The organism is Ruegeria sp. AD11(2025) (assembly GCF_056542405.1).
On the sequence record NZ_JBQFZU010000029.1, the window covers coordinates 12,348 to 25,913 of the forward strand.

Consider the following 13,566-nt stretch of genomic DNA (forward strand, 5'->3'; position numbering starts at 1 on the left):
AAAATAAATTCCTGGGGTGGTGTCGAATGTACTTGGGATTGGATTTGGGAACGTCGGGTCTCCGCGGGCTTCTGGTAGATGACACCGGTCTTGTCTTCGGTGACGCCGAGGTCAGCATTTTGACCTTGTCGCCCAAATCCGGTTGGTCCGAGCAGAACCCCCTGGACTGGATCAATGCTTGCCAAGAGGTTGTTAGGCAAATCCGCGCAAACAACGAGGAGGCATTTTCAAAACTGCGCGGTATTGGCCTAAGCGGGCACATGCATGGTGCGACACTTCTGGATAAAAGAGGTGAAGTGCTAAGACCTTGCATTCTTTGGAATGACACGCGGTCAGCTGACGAGGCAGCGATACTGGATCAAACGCCGGGGATGCGCACAATCTCAGGAAACATAGTATTCCCGGGGTTCACAGCGCCAAAGCTCGAGTGGTTGCGTACGCACGAGCCAGATGTGTTCTCAAAGATAGACAAAGTATTGTTGCCGAAAGACTATTTGCGGTTTTGGCTGACAGGAGAATACATTTCGGACGTGTCAGACAGCGCGGGAACATCCTGGTTGGATGTCCAGAATCGGCAGTGGTCGGAAAAAGCTCTTTCCATGGGTCACATGCGGGTCGAACAAGTGCCTCTCTTGGTCGAGGGCAGTGATCCCGGTGGAGAGCTGAAGGATGAGTTGAGACAGGAGTGGGGGCTTTCGTCTCCGGTTGTCCTTGCAGGCGGCGCGGGTGACAACGCTGCGGCAGCTTGCGGAATCGGGAGCATTAACGACGGCGCGGGGTTCGTTTCACTTGGAACATCCGGTGTGTTGCTGGTTGCGAGGGAATCCTATGCGCCTGCTCCGGAAACTGCTGTGCACTGCTTTTGTCATGCCGTCCCCGAAAGGTGGATACAAATGGGCGTCATACTTTCCGCAACTAACAGTATGAATTGGTTGTCGCGAACTTTGGGTGAACCGGTGGAAAAACTCGCTGCAGCGTTACCCGGCAGGTTGAATGGGCCTTCTTCGATCACCTTTCTGCCATACCTTTCAGGAGAACGGACACCGCATAACGACAGCCGGATCCGTGGCGCATTTCTGGGCGTGGACGTGTCGTCCGAACCTAATGACCTAACCCAGTCCGTGATGGAAGGCGTTGCATTCGCAATGAGAGATTGTCTGGAAGCGTTGAAAAGCACCGGAACGCAGCCGCGAAGCCTAATGGCGGTTGGGGGAGGCGCGCGATCCCGGTTTTGGTTGGAAACCTTGGCCACAGTTCTGCAAGTTCCATTGGAAGTGCCCAAAGGTAGCGAATTCGGTGCAGCAATGGGCGCTGCACGCCTCGCAATTTGTGCTGCCAACGGCGCTGAACCGGCGCAAGTCATGACGCCTCCGGAAATCGAAGAATGTATCGAACCGCGCAACGACCTGATTGACGCCTACGAAAACGAATACAGGCGCTATAAGCAATTCTACACGGCGCTAGAGCCACTTGCAGCAAGATGAAACCAAAAACGAATACGCTTGATCAGATTGAAACGGCTATTCTCGCCGATGGGGATATGCGCCTTTCTGTCCTGAACTACGGGGCTATAACGCAGGGCTGGTGGTACAAGGGCGAACCGCTCATTCTTGGGTTCGAAGACCCAACAGCGTATCTGACCGATACCCGTTACCTGGGCGCAATTGTCGGGCGGGTTGCAAACCGGATCGGCGGTGCAAAGTTTAACCTGGGAAGCACCACTTTCCAGTTGAGCGCCAACGAAGGCGAAAACACATTGCATGGTGGAGAGGGCGGACTCTCCAAACAATTCTGGAACCTCGAACAGATTGCTCAGAATGAGGTTTTGCTAAGCTACGTTTCACGCGATGGGGAAAGCGGTTTTCCCGGCGAGATCAGGTTTGAGGTCAGAATCTGCCTGCAGTTTCCGCGTTTGGTTTATTCAATGACCGCGCAGCCGGACCGGCCAACACCGATAAGTTTGACGCAGCATAACTACTACACTTTGGGTAGCTCAGAAGGAATTGATGAGCATAAACTGAAGCTAGCTTCAAACCGATACTTGGAAATCGACGATCAGGGAATTCCTTCGGGCCAAGTGCGTGCCACCAAAGAAAGCGATCTGGATTTTTCAACACCCAGAACAATCGGAAGTGTTTCGGAGGCGATCGATCACTACTTCTGCTTCGATCACGATCATGACCCATCGGCTCCGGCCGCTAAGTTCACGGCACCCTCTGGTCTTACATTAAAAGCCTATTCCGACCAACCCGGAGCACAGATCTATTCGGGGTACAAAAAGGCAAAACCACTTTGTGTTTCGTCCGCTTTGTGCATTGAGCCATCGGGCTACCCTAACGCACCCAATATCCCATTGTTTCCCTCAGTTATCTGCACCCCAGAGACACCCTACCGACAGGTGCTTGTATTAGAAATCTCTGAGGATCAAAATGAGAGCTAGCTCGCTGTTTTTGGCTATCAGCGCGTCGATCGCGAACCTTGGTGGCGCGAACGCTCAGACGTTTGGCCCGCTGCCAGAGTTTCTTGAGCCAGATTTCGCGAGTGTCGAGCTTGGGCGCTTGCTGTTTTATGACCCGATATTGTCAGGGAACGAAAATATCAGCTGTGCAACCTGTCATCATCCCAGGCTTGGCACTTCAGACGGCCTTTCCCTTGGTATTGGGGAAGGGGGGATTGGGCTGGGCGCAGAGCGAAGGTTGGACCCAGAGAACACTCCTGAACAACGTATTCCGCGAAATTCACCCGGGTTGTGGAACCTCGGGGCCACTGAATTTCAGACGTTTTTCCTTGATGGCCGACTAGAGGCAGACCCAACGCAACCTGAGGGTATTAGAACTCCGCTGGGCACAAACATGAGATCCGGTTTCAAGTCGGCGTTGGCGGCACAAGCAATGTTTCCGGTTTTATCGGCGGACGAAATGGCTGGTCACTACTCCGAGAATGACGTGAGCAAAGCGGTTCGCCTTGGTTTTCTGACACAGCAAGGCGGTGCGTGGGACCTGATAGCGACACGGGTCGCAGCAGTTCCTGAATACCGCCAGAGGTTTGAAGGTGTTTCGCCGGATGATGGGATCACATTCACGGCAATTGCCAATGCAATCGCGGATTTTATAGCCTTCGAATGGCGCGCGGATAACAGCCCGTTCGACCGCGCAATGCGCGGCGAGGCCGAGTTGCCGCAAGAAGCAGAACTCGGCATGGAGTTGTTCTATGGAAAAGCTGGGTGCAGCAACTGCCACTCGGGTTGGTTTCAGACGGATCATAAGTTTCATTCGATTGCGCTGCCGCAGATCGGTCCGGGTAAAGCGGCGCGATTTGAGAACCACGTCAAGGACGACGGCCGTCTTCGTGTAACCGGTGACCCGGAAGATGGGTTTGCGTTTCGAACGCCATCCCTACGCAACGTGACTCTGACGGCTCCATACGGCCATAGTGGAGCATACGCCCGGCTTGAGGACATGGTGCGCCACCATCTGGACCCGGTGACGTCTTTGCGAAACTACTCGATAGAGATGGCCCTGTTACCTGCTTTTCCGGGATCTGAAGATCATAATCCGTTGTTGGACGAACAGCACTTGGATGCGATCGCTGAAAGCAACAGCCTGCCAAAAGTTGCACTGACGGATCGAGAGGTAGTCTTACTTCTCAGCTTTCTGAAAAGCTTGGAAGACCCAGCCGAACGGCTAGGGATACCCGATCAGGTTCCAAGCGGACTGCCAGTGGATCGATGATCAACGGTGAATTCGAATGATCTGATTAGAGGGGTGTTCCAGCCATTCGCTAGCCTCTCCACCCGGCCAGATCACGCGAACCTGCGCTCGATCCTCACGCCCAAGTCCAAAATGGTGGAGCCCGGCGATACCACTGGCGTGGCCGCCGCCAACTGTTATCTCGCGAGTTTGAACACCCTGCGAGGTTCTGACTTCGATAAACCCGCCCACTGCTGCACGGTTGGATTGGTTCTGTGCGACATCAAGCAACAACCAATCTCCTCCCTGTGACGTGTTCTGGCTGACTTCCAGTTCCGAACCACGGTTGACGACAACAAGGTCCATACTCCCGTCGTTATTTAAGTCTGCAAGGGCTGCCCCGCGAGATTTCGCCATCGACGCAACGGCGGCGCTTGTCGAGGCTTCAAAGAACGAACCATCAGAGTTTTGCAAAAGCAGGTTGTTGGGATCGTTCAGGGCGGCGTCCGGCATTTGCTCAACATTGCCTTTGGCGACGAATATGTCGTCTCGACCATCATTATTCACGTCACTAAACTGCGCGTGCCACCCGGTTGATGGCCTTCCGTCATTACCGAGATGAGGCCGATGGGCTGTCGTGCCCTTTTCATAAGTAGCGTCGCGCCAAGTTGGGCCGTTAGTTTCAGGATCAAAAACCTGAAGTTTTTGGTCGCCCATAGACGTTAGATAGAGCTCGGGAAAACCGTCTCCGGTCAGATCCCGTGAGGCGATCCCCATTCCCCAGATTGAATAGGGTAGCCACCCTTCTTCAAGCGCATACAGCCGTGGTTCCGGTTCCATGGCCCAAAGTTGCTCTTGCCCGCCCCGCACGTAGTAGTGGCGGTCGTTACTGACACGAAGGTCCGCGCGCCCGTTTCGTGCCCAATCAGAAAACAGAATGGAAAGCGAACAAAACCCGGGTTCAAGCTGTTGTGGCTGTCGGTAACTGCGCCCTTCGGGGCGATAAAGCAGGGTCGGCCCGCAAGATTGGAATGGGCCTTCGGGGTCGAACCGATCAACATAAGTTCCAAACGCCAAGGTAGGTAAAGACTGCCCATCTTCCCAAGTGGCCGAGAAACCCGTCGTCCAGTGATCCTCGGACTGAAAACCAAGGTTTTCGAAAGGGCTGAATTGGCAGCCCGGATGGCCTTTGAGAAGGAGGTCTTTGCCTACACGCAAGACCGCTAAATCTATTAGGCCATCGCTATCCACGTCCAATGGATACGCCCCACTTACCCCGGTCAAGGACAGTTGGTCAGGCGTTTGAGCTTGAAAAGAGATCTCTTCCCGCGATGTATTTTTGAACAGTTGAGATTGATTTGATCCACCTGCCAGGAACAATTCGGGCAGTGCATCACCGTTGCAATCGAAAACGGCCAAGCCACCGCCAACGAAATGCTCCCAGCCGCCATCGTAAACATGCGACGGAACTTCAATGCTCACAAACTCGGGGATTCTTGTCTCCGCGTTGGCGACTGTGGCAAAAACCGATAATGCCGCAAGATCAAATCGCATTTGCTGCAAGTTCCTTAACTTTGAGGATCGAAATTTGTTCAATCCCGTACGCTGCTGCGCCCTTGGCCCACATCAGGTCACCCCAATGGTGCACTTTGATATCAGGCAAAGGCGCGTCCACGCTGACGACGCCACTTCGAATGCGGGTCATGACCTCATCCGTACAAAGATGTTCAAAGCTCTTTTGCGGGCCTGACACAATGATACACTCTGGGTCGAACAGGTTGATCAGATTGGACACTCCAAGCCCGAACATCTGACCCGCCCGGGCAAGCACCGAAGCCGCTCTTTCATCTCCAGAAACTGCGCGATCCTGTATGTCGGACACGGTCTTTAGTTCGTTGTTTTGTCCTGTGACTGTCATTTCCCGGATTAAAGCGTAGTCCCCGACATAGGCTTCAAGGCATCCGCGTTGACCACACTGACACAGGGCTCCGTCAAGTTGCACTTTTGTGTGTCCAAACTCTGCCCCGCAGCCTCTTTCTCCACGGTACAGTTTGCCATCGAGAACGATGCCAAGACCAACACCATGTTCGATCGTGACGACGAGAAAGTTTTTCAGACCGTTACCCAGCCCAAACAACTGTTCGGCTTTCGCGACAAGGTTGGCATCGTTCTCTACGAATGCGGGGCAGGGCAATTGGTTTGAGAGTAAGTTGCTGAAATCAATGTTTCTTTCGGTTATCGATGATGACCAGTGGACAAAGTTTCTGCTTGCATCGACCTGGCCGGCTACCCCGATAGAAATGCCCGCCAGTTGTTCGACTGAGCCATCGATTTTTGCACAGGCTTCCGTAAGCGCATTGTGGATGGTCGAAACAAACTCTGCAGGCGGCATTCTGGCGTTGTTTAAGGGAAACTTGTGCGAAGTGACTTCGTTGCCCTCAAAATCGACCAGAATGATCGATATCATCTGCCGTGCCACCTTTAGCCCCGCCACAAGGAAAGACTGACCGTCCAATTGCAGCAAGATCTTGGGTCGGCCCCTTTTTCCGGACTTTGATTGCGCTTCGGCTTCAATCTCTTTGATTAGCCCTGCTGAGATGAGATCGGCAGTCGCCGCTGTCACGGTTGCAGGGCTGGTCTGCAAGGCCGTTGCGATCTCGATTCGCGGAACGGCACCCTTTGATCTGATGTGCTCCAACACCCGCAGGCGGGTTGTGTTTCTTTGTTCCAAAGAAATCGGTGAGGCTTTGCTTTTCAGCATCTTGTACTCGCGAATCTATTTGTTGGTCTAATCTATTTGAGATTTCGCGCGTCTTGTAGACTAAATATTTTACCGACTGAAATAAATATGATATTCAGAACTGTGAGAGCCGCGAATCGTGATGCGATGGCTCAGCAAATGGGAGGAAATCATGAAAAGAATTCTCAGTGTCTCAACTGCGGCCACCTTATTGGCCTCGGTTGCATTCGCAGAGCCGGTCGTCGGTGTAAGCTGGTCCAACTTTCAGGAGGAACGTTGGAAGACTGACGAAGCAGCCATCAAATCGGCGCTTGAAGCAGGTGGTGCTGAATACACCTCGGCAGATGCGCAGTCGTCTCCCGCAAAGCAGCTGTCGGACATTGAAAGCCTGATCGCCCAAGGTGTAGACGCGCTTATCATTCTGGCACAAGACTCACAGGCGATTGGACCAGCTGTTCAGGCGGCTGCCGACGAAGGTATCCCGGTGATCGCCTATGACCGTTTAATCGAAGATGATCGTGCCTTTTATTTAACGTTTGACAACGTCGAGGTTGGCAGAATGCAGGCCCGCGCAGTCTTTGAGGCGATGCCCAAGGGCAACTATGTCATGATCAAAGGTTCTCCCACCGACCCGAACGCGGATTTCCTTCGTGGCGGACAGCAAGAGATCATCGGCGCAGCAGTGGACAGCGGTGAAATTGTGATCGTTGGTGAAGCCTACACAGATGGCTGGTTGCCCGCCAATGCTCAGCGGAACATGGAGCAGATTTTGACGGCCAATGAAAACAACGTGGACGCGGTTGTCGCTTCGAATGACGGCACGGCAGGTGGCGTTGTGGCCGCTCTGACCGCGCAGGGCATGGAGGGAATTCCCGTGTCGGGTCAGGACGGAGACCACGCTGCATTGAATCGGGTCGCGTTGGGCACTCAAACCGTTTCGGTTTGGAAGGACGCCCGTGAGTTGGGTAAGGCAGCCGGTGAAATCGCGGTCGCACTCATCGGAGGCACAAGTCCCGCAGATGTCGACGGCGCAGTCAGCTGGACTTCACCCGGGGGCACAGAGATGAACTCGGTCTTCCTTGCACCGGTACCGATCACCAAGGACAACCTTTCAGTAGTTGTAGATGCAGGATGGATCCCACTTGAAGATCTATGCCAGGGCGTGGAAAACGGCCCTGCTCCCTGCAACTAAACTTCACAGTCCCTGGCCCTTTTGGGGCCGGGGACCCTTGCTGACTATGAAAGATCGGAAATGACCGAAACTTCGTCTCAGCCGATACCAGAAAAAGCAAAACCCAGCCTGTTCCAACAGTTGGAACTGGATATGCGGCTTTTGGGAATGATCGGCGCGTTTGTCATCCTTTGCATTGGGTTCAATATCGTCACGGATGGGCGGTTCCTGACACCACGCAACTTGTTCAACCTGTCTATCCAGACAGTTTCGGTCGCCATCATGGCGTGCGGGATGGTGTTCATCATCGTCACGCGGCACATCGACTTGTCGGTCGGAGCGCTGTTGGCAACAACCTCGGCAGTGATGGCGATGACACAAACCGAGCTGCTGCCGCATATGCTGGGAATGGGTTTGAACAACCCGGCAACTTGGGCGATTACGATAGTGGTTGGGCTGTTTGTGGGCACATTGATTGGTGCATTCCACGGCTGGATGGTCGGCTATCTTACGATACCGGCCTTCATTGTCACTCTCGGTGGGTTTTTAGTCTGGAGAAATGTGGCGTGGTATTTGACCAGTGGTCAAACCATTGGTCCGCTGGACAGCACATTCCTAATGTTCGGCGGTACAAACGGAACAATGGGTGCAACGACAAGCTGGCTATTCGGGCTTTTCGCTACCGCAATCGCTATATGGGCCTTGTGGAGCGGACGACGGGCAAAAGCTGCACACGGTTTCCCTGTCAAACCGATCTGGGCCGAGACCACCATGGCTGGGATAATCGCGATTGCGATCCTCGGATACGTTTTCATCGTCAATAGCTACGCCATTCCAACGCGTCGACTGCAACGTATGTTCGAAGCGCGCGGAGAGACGATGCCCGAAGGGCTTGTTGTAGGGTACGGCATTCCAATTTCGGTGCTGATATTGATTATCGTTGCGGTGACTCTGACGATCGTGGCGCGGAAAACCCGGTTTGGCCGATACATCTTTGCCACCGGCGGCAACCCGGATGCAGCAGAGCTTTCTGGCATCAATACACGGCTGCTGACCGTGAAGATTTTTGCTCTTATGGGTTTCCTGTGCGCCGTTTCAGCTGTCGTCGCCTCGGCGCGTCTGGCAAACCACTCGAACGATATTGGAACGCTGGACGAACTGAGGGTCATCGCAGCCGCAGTTATCGGTGGGACCGCTTTGTCAGGTGGCATCGGCACCATCTACGGTGCGATCCTCGGCGCACTGATCATGCAAGCGCTTCAATCAGGCATGGCCATGGTCGGCGTTGACGCGCCTTTCCAGAACATCGTGGTCGGCAGTGTTCTCGTGCTGGCCGTTTATATCGACATCGTCTACCGCAAGCGACTGGGGGCAAAGTGATGCAAGCTCAGGATACGCAGAAATCCCCCGCCAACTCTGGTCGTGGTTCTGGCGCGCCGCCATTGGTCGAGATGCGTGATATCTCGATTTCTTTCGGTGGAATCAAGGCAGTAGACCATGTGTCGGTCGATCTCTTTCCGGGTGAAGTCGTTGGTTTGCTTGGACATAACGGGGCCGGAAAGTCTACTTTGATTAAGGTTCTGTCCGGCGCCTATCAAATGGATCACGGCCAAATTTTGATTGATGGCAAACCGGTCGAGATCGGCAATCCCCGTGATGCGCGAGCAAACAATATCGAAACCATTTACCAAACGCTTGCGCTGGCCGACAATCTGGACGCAACTTCGAACCTTTTCCTGGGGCGCGAGATGACGACGCCTTTTGGGTTGGTCAACGACGCGGCTATGGAGGCCGAGTGCCGAAAGATCATGGCGCAGCTCAACCCGAACTTTCAGAAGTTCAATGATCCTGTTTCCGCGTTGTCGGGGGGGCAAAGACAATCTGTGGCGATTGCTCGGGCCGTCTATTTCAACGCCCGCATACTGATCATGGATGAGCCCACGGCGGCGTTAGGCCCGCATGAAACGCAGATGGTGGCGGATCTGATACACCAGTTAAAGGCGCAAGGCATCGGAATTTTCCTGATCGATCACGACGTGCATGCGGTTATGGAACTGTGCGATCGCGCCTCGGTCATGAAAAACGGGAAATTGGTTGGCACCGTGGAAATTGCAGACGTCACAGACGACGATCTGTTGTCGATGATCATTCTCGGCAAACAGCCAGCACAAAAAGCAGAGTAGGGGGCAGAAATGCCAAGCGGATTTTTTGAAGGGATCGAGCAGATCCAGTTTGAAGGTGTTGAAAGCAAGAACCCGATGGCCTTTCGGTATTACAATCCGGACGAAATTGTCATGGGTAAGCGTATGGAAGACCATTTACGCTTTGCAGTTGCTTGGTGGCACTCTTTTGCTTGGGAGGGAGGAGACCCCTTTGGAGGAGCGACCCTGGAACGTCCATGGCATCCGCAGGATGATATGGGGCGTGCCCGCCTGAAGGCAGACATCGCTTTTGAAATGTTTGAGATTTTGGGTCAGCCATATTTTTGCTGGCACGACGCTGACATCCGGCCCGAGCAGGGTAACTTTGCCGACAACCTGATAACCCTGGAAGAAATCACCGATTATATTGGTGAAAAGATGCGGGTGTCTGGTACTAAGTTGCTTTGGGGGACGGCCAATATGTTCAGTCACCGCCGGTGGATGGCTGGCGCCAGCACTAACCCTGATCCCGACGTTTTCGCGTTTGCCGCAGCAACTGTAAAGTCATGCTTGGATGCGACCCATAAACTGCGTGGCGAAAACTATGTGCTCTGGGGCGGACGTGAAGGGTACGAGACTCTGCTGAACACGGATATGAAAACCGAGTTGGACCACATGGGCCGGTTTCTGAACATGGTCGTGGAATACAAACACAAGATTGGGTTCAAGGGCGCCATTCTTGTGGAGCCCAAACCTCAGGAGCCCTCTAAGCATCAATACGATTATGACGCGGCAACCTGCATCGGATTTCTTCGGAAATACGGGTTGGAGAACGAAGTAAAGCTGAACCTAGAGCAGGGACACGCGATCCTTGCGGGGCATAGCTTCGAGCATGAAATCGCGGTTGCTTCTTCTGAGGGCATGTTGGGTTCGATAGATATGAACCGCAACGATTACCAATCTGGGTGGGATACGGACCAGTTCCCGAATAACACGCCAGAGGTTGCTTTGGCATACTACTACATTCTGAAAGCTGGTGGATTTACAACCGGGGGCACAAACTTTGACGCCAAAATACGCCGGCAATCGATTGACGCCACCGACTTGTTGGCAGCTCATATCGGCGCCATGGACATATGTGCGCGTGGTTTGAAAGCAGCGGCTGCAATGATTGAAGACGGTGGTTTGGATCGAGCGCTGTCAGAACGGTACTCTGGTTGGAGCGCACCCGGGGCGGCGTCAATGTTGGACTGCAGCCTGGAAGAAATCGCCGCTCGAGTTGTTCATGAAGGGATCAATCCTGAGCCAAAATCAGGACGCCAGGAAATACTAGAGAATTACGTGAACAGGTTTGTGTGACCAAGGAAACTGATACATAGGGACAGGTTTCCAGGCGGGCTATGCTTGCGGCAGACCCCTGAGTGATATCCGGGTGTGCTAGTCTCACTTAGGATTATCGTGGTGAGTCTGGTTCGTTTGCTGACAAACTTCGCTGGTAAGTCTGCCTAATCCTGCCAAAGGGTTACCAAATTGCGCCAAAGCCTTTTGTCCCTTCTGATTTTTCGTGTGGGAATTGAGAAGGTCCGAGGTTGGGTTCCAAAGGCCAGCGATGAAGACGCGCTGTCGATGGCACATGCACCGTGACGCAGGTGTTGAAAATCTCGCTGGTAGCAGGTGCTCAAGTGTGCAGGCCTGCCCAATGATTATCTGTCTGCCTAAACCCGCGGCGCCACTCTGCGTGATTGCATTGCCCTGTGGGACGCGGTCAAGTCTGAATATGGCAAGGCTGATTTGGCTATTCACCTTGGGCAGACCGTGGCGCGGTCCCTTCGTGCCGCTGGTTTTTTTTCCTGCATCTCGAGTATCGAGATGAGCCTGACCCGGCTGACTGTGTTCAAGCCGCTGATGAGGTCGATCAAACTGGATGTCGACCGCCGCGAGGACAGGGTGGTCGCCACCTATTCCTCTGGCGACCCAGATGTTTCCGCCCCGCCCACCGCCGCTCGTCTCGAAGCGGTCTATTTCATGGAATGTTGATGGGTATACCTGCGAACATATCGTTGCAGGTGAAACGATATTGGCTTATTCTACGCGAAGCATGCAACTCGATGATTTTTTTCCATACCGATTGGCTGTCGCGTCCGAAGCGTTCTCAAGAAACCTTACGGACGTCTATGAGCGCGAACTGGGCCTCTCGCGTGAGGAATGGCGATTGCTGTTTCTGCTGGCAAATGTAGAAAGCATGACGTCGCTGGACCTCGCACGGCGGACGACACTTGATAAAGTACAGGTCAGCCGGGCGGCCAAACGCCTTGATGAAAAGGGGCTGATCGTTCGTGAAACCTCAGACGAGGATCGTCGAATCCGGGTTTATCGCTGCACGCCCGAGGGGTTTCACCAGTTTCAGCATCTAGAGCCAAAGGTGCGGGAACGGGCCAACCGTATGCTTGATGCGCTGACCCCCGAGGATCGCGAAGCGCTGGAGCAGGGAATATCGGCGCTTATGATCGTGGCCAAATCCGACTGAAATAAAGGACAGAGGTCAAAATGACCTCTGCCCATACCTGTCACGGCCGATCATGGGCCGAAAGCAGCGTGCCCACGCAGGATCCAAACCCGACACGATGGTCCTTACCGTGCGCGGCACCGCGCAGTGTGAGCTTATCGCCATCTTCCAGAAAGCTGCGCTCGTCTCCGCTGTCCAGGGTCAGAGGCTCTTTGCCGCCCCAGCTAAGCTCCAGCAGGCTGCCGCGATTTTCCTTTTCAGGGCCGGAAATTGTGCCTGATCCCAGCAAATCTCCCACTCGCATCGGGCAGCCGCTGGTCGTGTGATGGGCAAGTTGCTGAGCCGCGGAATAATACAATTCGTTGTAGTTGGTACGCGCGATAATCGTCTCTGCCGTACCATCAGGTGCCAGCCCGACCTCAAGGGCGATATCATAAAGCATCGGGCCGGGTTCCTGCAAATAAGGAAGCAGCTCTTTTTCCCGCTCGGGTGTTGAGGTGCGGAAGGGTTCCAGCGCCGCTTTGGTGACGATCCACGGGCTGATCGTGGTCGCGGTGGCCTTTGCCTGAAACGGGCCAAGCGGCTGATACTCCCATGCCTGAATGTCCCGCGCGGACCAGTCGTTAAGAAGAACATAGCCAAAAATCATGTCATCGGCCTGCTGAACCGATACAGGCCCGTTCGAAGGTTGCCCAACGATTGCGCCCATCTCCAGCTCCAAATCAAACCGCCGGGACGGGGCAAAGATCGGCGCGTCCATATCAGCGCTTTTGAGCTGGCCCCACGGGCGGCGTATGTCCGTGCCACTCACCACGATCGATGACGCACGTCCGTTATAGCCGATCGGAATGTGCAGCCAGTTCGGGGGCAGGGCGTTTTCAGGGCCGCGGAACATGGTGCCGACATTGAACGCATGATTGCGGCCTGCATAGAAATCCGTGTACTCGGCGACGTCGAACGGCATGGCCATCGTGGCGGAGGCCATCGGAACAAGATAGGCGGTCAATTCGTTCTGACGGTCAGATCCTGCGGCCAGTGCTTCGGTCAAAGTAGCGCGGAATTGGCTCCAGACCTGAGCCCCAAGCGCCATGAACCCATTCCATGACCCGCTCGAAAACACTGAGGCCTCGGGCAGATCAAGTTTGCCGTCCATCTCCATCTGCGCAACATCGAGGATCATGTCTCCGATAGCCACGCCACAATGCGGCGCGCCCGCGCCGGTTCTGAAAACACCATAGGGCAGGTTGTTTAGCGGGAAGTCGGTCGCGGCCGAGTTGGCGCTTTCGACCCAAGAGGGCAAGAGTTTCGTCATGGTTACA

At 54.3% G+C, this 13,566-nt stretch carries 12 protein-coding genes; 9 read left to right on the forward strand and 3 right to left on the reverse strand.

Features of this window, described 5'->3' with window-relative positions; genetic code table 11:
* Nucleotides 1-26 precede the first annotated feature (26 nt).
* The 3 genes from xylB to ACR1XY_RS20105 are packed head-to-tail and all read left to right on the forward strand — an operon-like array spanning nucleotide 27 to nucleotide 3,731.
* Nucleotides 27-1,484 (forward strand): xylulokinase, encoded by a 1,458-nt coding sequence (xylB, locus tag ACR1XY_RS20095; RefSeq protein WP_480595829.1) that lies wholly within the window; start codon nucleotides 27-29, stop codon nucleotides 1,482-1,484.
* Nucleotides 1,481-2,440: an aldose epimerase family protein gene (locus ACR1XY_RS20100; RefSeq protein ID WP_480595831.1), complete on the forward strand. Its 960-nt coding sequence runs from the start codon at nucleotides 1,481-1,483 to the stop codon at nucleotides 2,438-2,440. Before xylB ends, ACR1XY_RS20100 begins: the two co-directional genes overlap by 4 nt.
* The gene (locus tag ACR1XY_RS20105) at nucleotides 2,430-3,731 is read left to right on the forward strand and encodes a cytochrome-c peroxidase (RefSeq protein ID WP_480595833.1); all 1,302 of its coding nucleotides are present in this window, start codon (nucleotides 2,430-2,432) and stop codon (nucleotides 3,729-3,731) included. Before ACR1XY_RS20100 ends, ACR1XY_RS20105 begins: the two co-directional genes overlap by 11 nt.
* Here the strand turns inward: ACR1XY_RS20105 and ACR1XY_RS20110 are convergent, their stop codons facing one another.
* Nucleotides 3,732-5,243: a CRTAC1 family protein gene (locus tag ACR1XY_RS20110; protein WP_480595835.1), complete on the reverse strand. Its 1,512-nt coding sequence runs from the start codon at nucleotides 5,241-5,243 to the stop codon at nucleotides 3,732-3,734. It lies immediately after the preceding gene.
* Nucleotides 5,233-6,450, reverse strand: a complete 1,218-nt coding sequence (locus ACR1XY_RS20115) for an ROK family protein (protein ID WP_480595837.1) — start codon at nucleotides 6,448-6,450, stop codon at nucleotides 5,233-5,235. Before ACR1XY_RS20115 ends, ACR1XY_RS20110 begins: the two co-directional genes overlap by 11 nt.
* A gap of 151 nt (nucleotides 6,451-6,601) precedes the next feature.
* Between ACR1XY_RS20115 and xylF the strand changes: the two genes are divergently transcribed.
* From xylF to ACR1XY_RS20145, 6 genes are all read left to right on the forward strand, one after another.
* A complete protein-coding gene (xylF, locus tag ACR1XY_RS20120) occupies nucleotides 6,602-7,621 on the forward strand; it encodes a D-xylose ABC transporter substrate-binding protein (RefSeq protein ID WP_480595839.1) in 1,020 nt (339 codons plus the stop codon).
* Nucleotides 7,622-7,681: 60 nt separating this feature from the next.
* On the forward strand, nucleotides 7,682-8,980 hold the full coding sequence (locus tag ACR1XY_RS20125; protein ID WP_480595841.1) for a sugar ABC transporter permease: 1,299 nt from the start codon (nucleotides 7,682-7,684) through the stop codon (nucleotides 8,978-8,980).
* Nucleotides 8,980-9,783: an ATP-binding cassette domain-containing protein gene (locus tag ACR1XY_RS20130; RefSeq protein WP_480595843.1), complete on the forward strand. Its 804-nt coding sequence runs from the start codon at nucleotides 8,980-8,982 to the stop codon at nucleotides 9,781-9,783. Before ACR1XY_RS20125 ends, ACR1XY_RS20130 begins: the two co-directional genes overlap by 1 nt.
* A gap of 9 nt (nucleotides 9,784-9,792) precedes the next feature.
* Complete coding sequence (gene xylA, locus ACR1XY_RS20135; protein ID WP_480595845.1) at nucleotides 9,793-11,100, forward strand: xylose isomerase; 1,308 nt, start codon at nucleotides 9,793-9,795, stop codon at nucleotides 11,098-11,100.
* A gap of 456 nt (nucleotides 11,101-11,556) precedes the next feature.
* Nucleotides 11,557-11,778 (forward strand): hypothetical protein, encoded by a 222-nt coding sequence (locus tag ACR1XY_RS20140; RefSeq protein WP_480595847.1) that lies wholly within the window; start codon nucleotides 11,557-11,559, stop codon nucleotides 11,776-11,778.
* Between the two features lie 61 nt (nucleotides 11,779-11,839).
* Complete coding sequence (locus ACR1XY_RS20145; RefSeq protein ID WP_480595849.1) at nucleotides 11,840-12,268, forward strand: MarR family winged helix-turn-helix transcriptional regulator; 429 nt, start codon at nucleotides 11,840-11,842, stop codon at nucleotides 12,266-12,268.
* A 40-nt stretch (nucleotides 12,269-12,308) separates the two neighbouring features.
* Here the strand turns inward: ACR1XY_RS20145 and fahA are convergent, their stop codons facing one another.
* Complete coding sequence (gene fahA, locus ACR1XY_RS20150; RefSeq protein ID WP_480595851.1) at nucleotides 12,309-13,559, reverse strand: fumarylacetoacetase; 1,251 nt, start codon at nucleotides 13,557-13,559, stop codon at nucleotides 12,309-12,311.
* Nucleotides 13,560-13,566 lie beyond the last annotated feature (7 nt).

Excerpts from the sequence above, each read along its gene's own strand:
- ACR1XY_RS20100 (WP_480595831.1), top strand. The coding sequence starts at position 1,481 with ATGAAACCAAAAACGAATACGCTTGATCAGATTGAAACGGCTATTCTC.
- ACR1XY_RS20125 (WP_480595841.1), top strand. The coding sequence starts at position 7,682 with ATGACCGAAACTTCGTCTCAGCCGATACCAGAAAAAGCAAAACCCAGC.
- ACR1XY_RS20110 (WP_480595835.1), bottom strand. The coding sequence starts at position 5,243 with ATGCGATTTGATCTTGCGGCATTATCGGTTTTTGCCACAGTCGCCAAC.
- fahA (WP_480595851.1), bottom strand. The coding sequence starts at position 13,559 with ATGACGAAACTCTTGCCCTCTTGGGTCGAAAGCGCCAACTCGGCCGCG.
- xylA (WP_480595845.1), top strand. The coding sequence starts at position 9,793 with ATGCCAAGCGGATTTTTTGAAGGGATCGAGCAGATCCAGTTTGAAGGT.
- ACR1XY_RS20145 (WP_480595849.1), top strand. The coding sequence starts at position 11,840 with ATGCAACTCGATGATTTTTTTCCATACCGATTGGCTGTCGCGTCCGAA.
- xylB (WP_480595829.1), top strand. The coding sequence starts at position 27 with ATGTACTTGGGATTGGATTTGGGAACGTCGGGTCTCCGCGGGCTTCTG.
- ACR1XY_RS20105 (WP_480595833.1), top strand. The coding sequence starts at position 2,430 with ATGAGAGCTAGCTCGCTGTTTTTGGCTATCAGCGCGTCGATCGCGAAC.
- ACR1XY_RS20130 (WP_480595843.1), top strand. The coding sequence starts at position 8,980 with ATGCAAGCTCAGGATACGCAGAAATCCCCCGCCAACTCTGGTCGTGGT.
- ACR1XY_RS20115 (WP_480595837.1), bottom strand. The coding sequence starts at position 6,450 with ATGCTGAAAAGCAAAGCCTCACCGATTTCTTTGGAACAAAGAAACACA.
- xylF (WP_480595839.1), top strand. The coding sequence starts at position 6,602 with ATGAAAAGAATTCTCAGTGTCTCAACTGCGGCCACCTTATTGGCCTCG.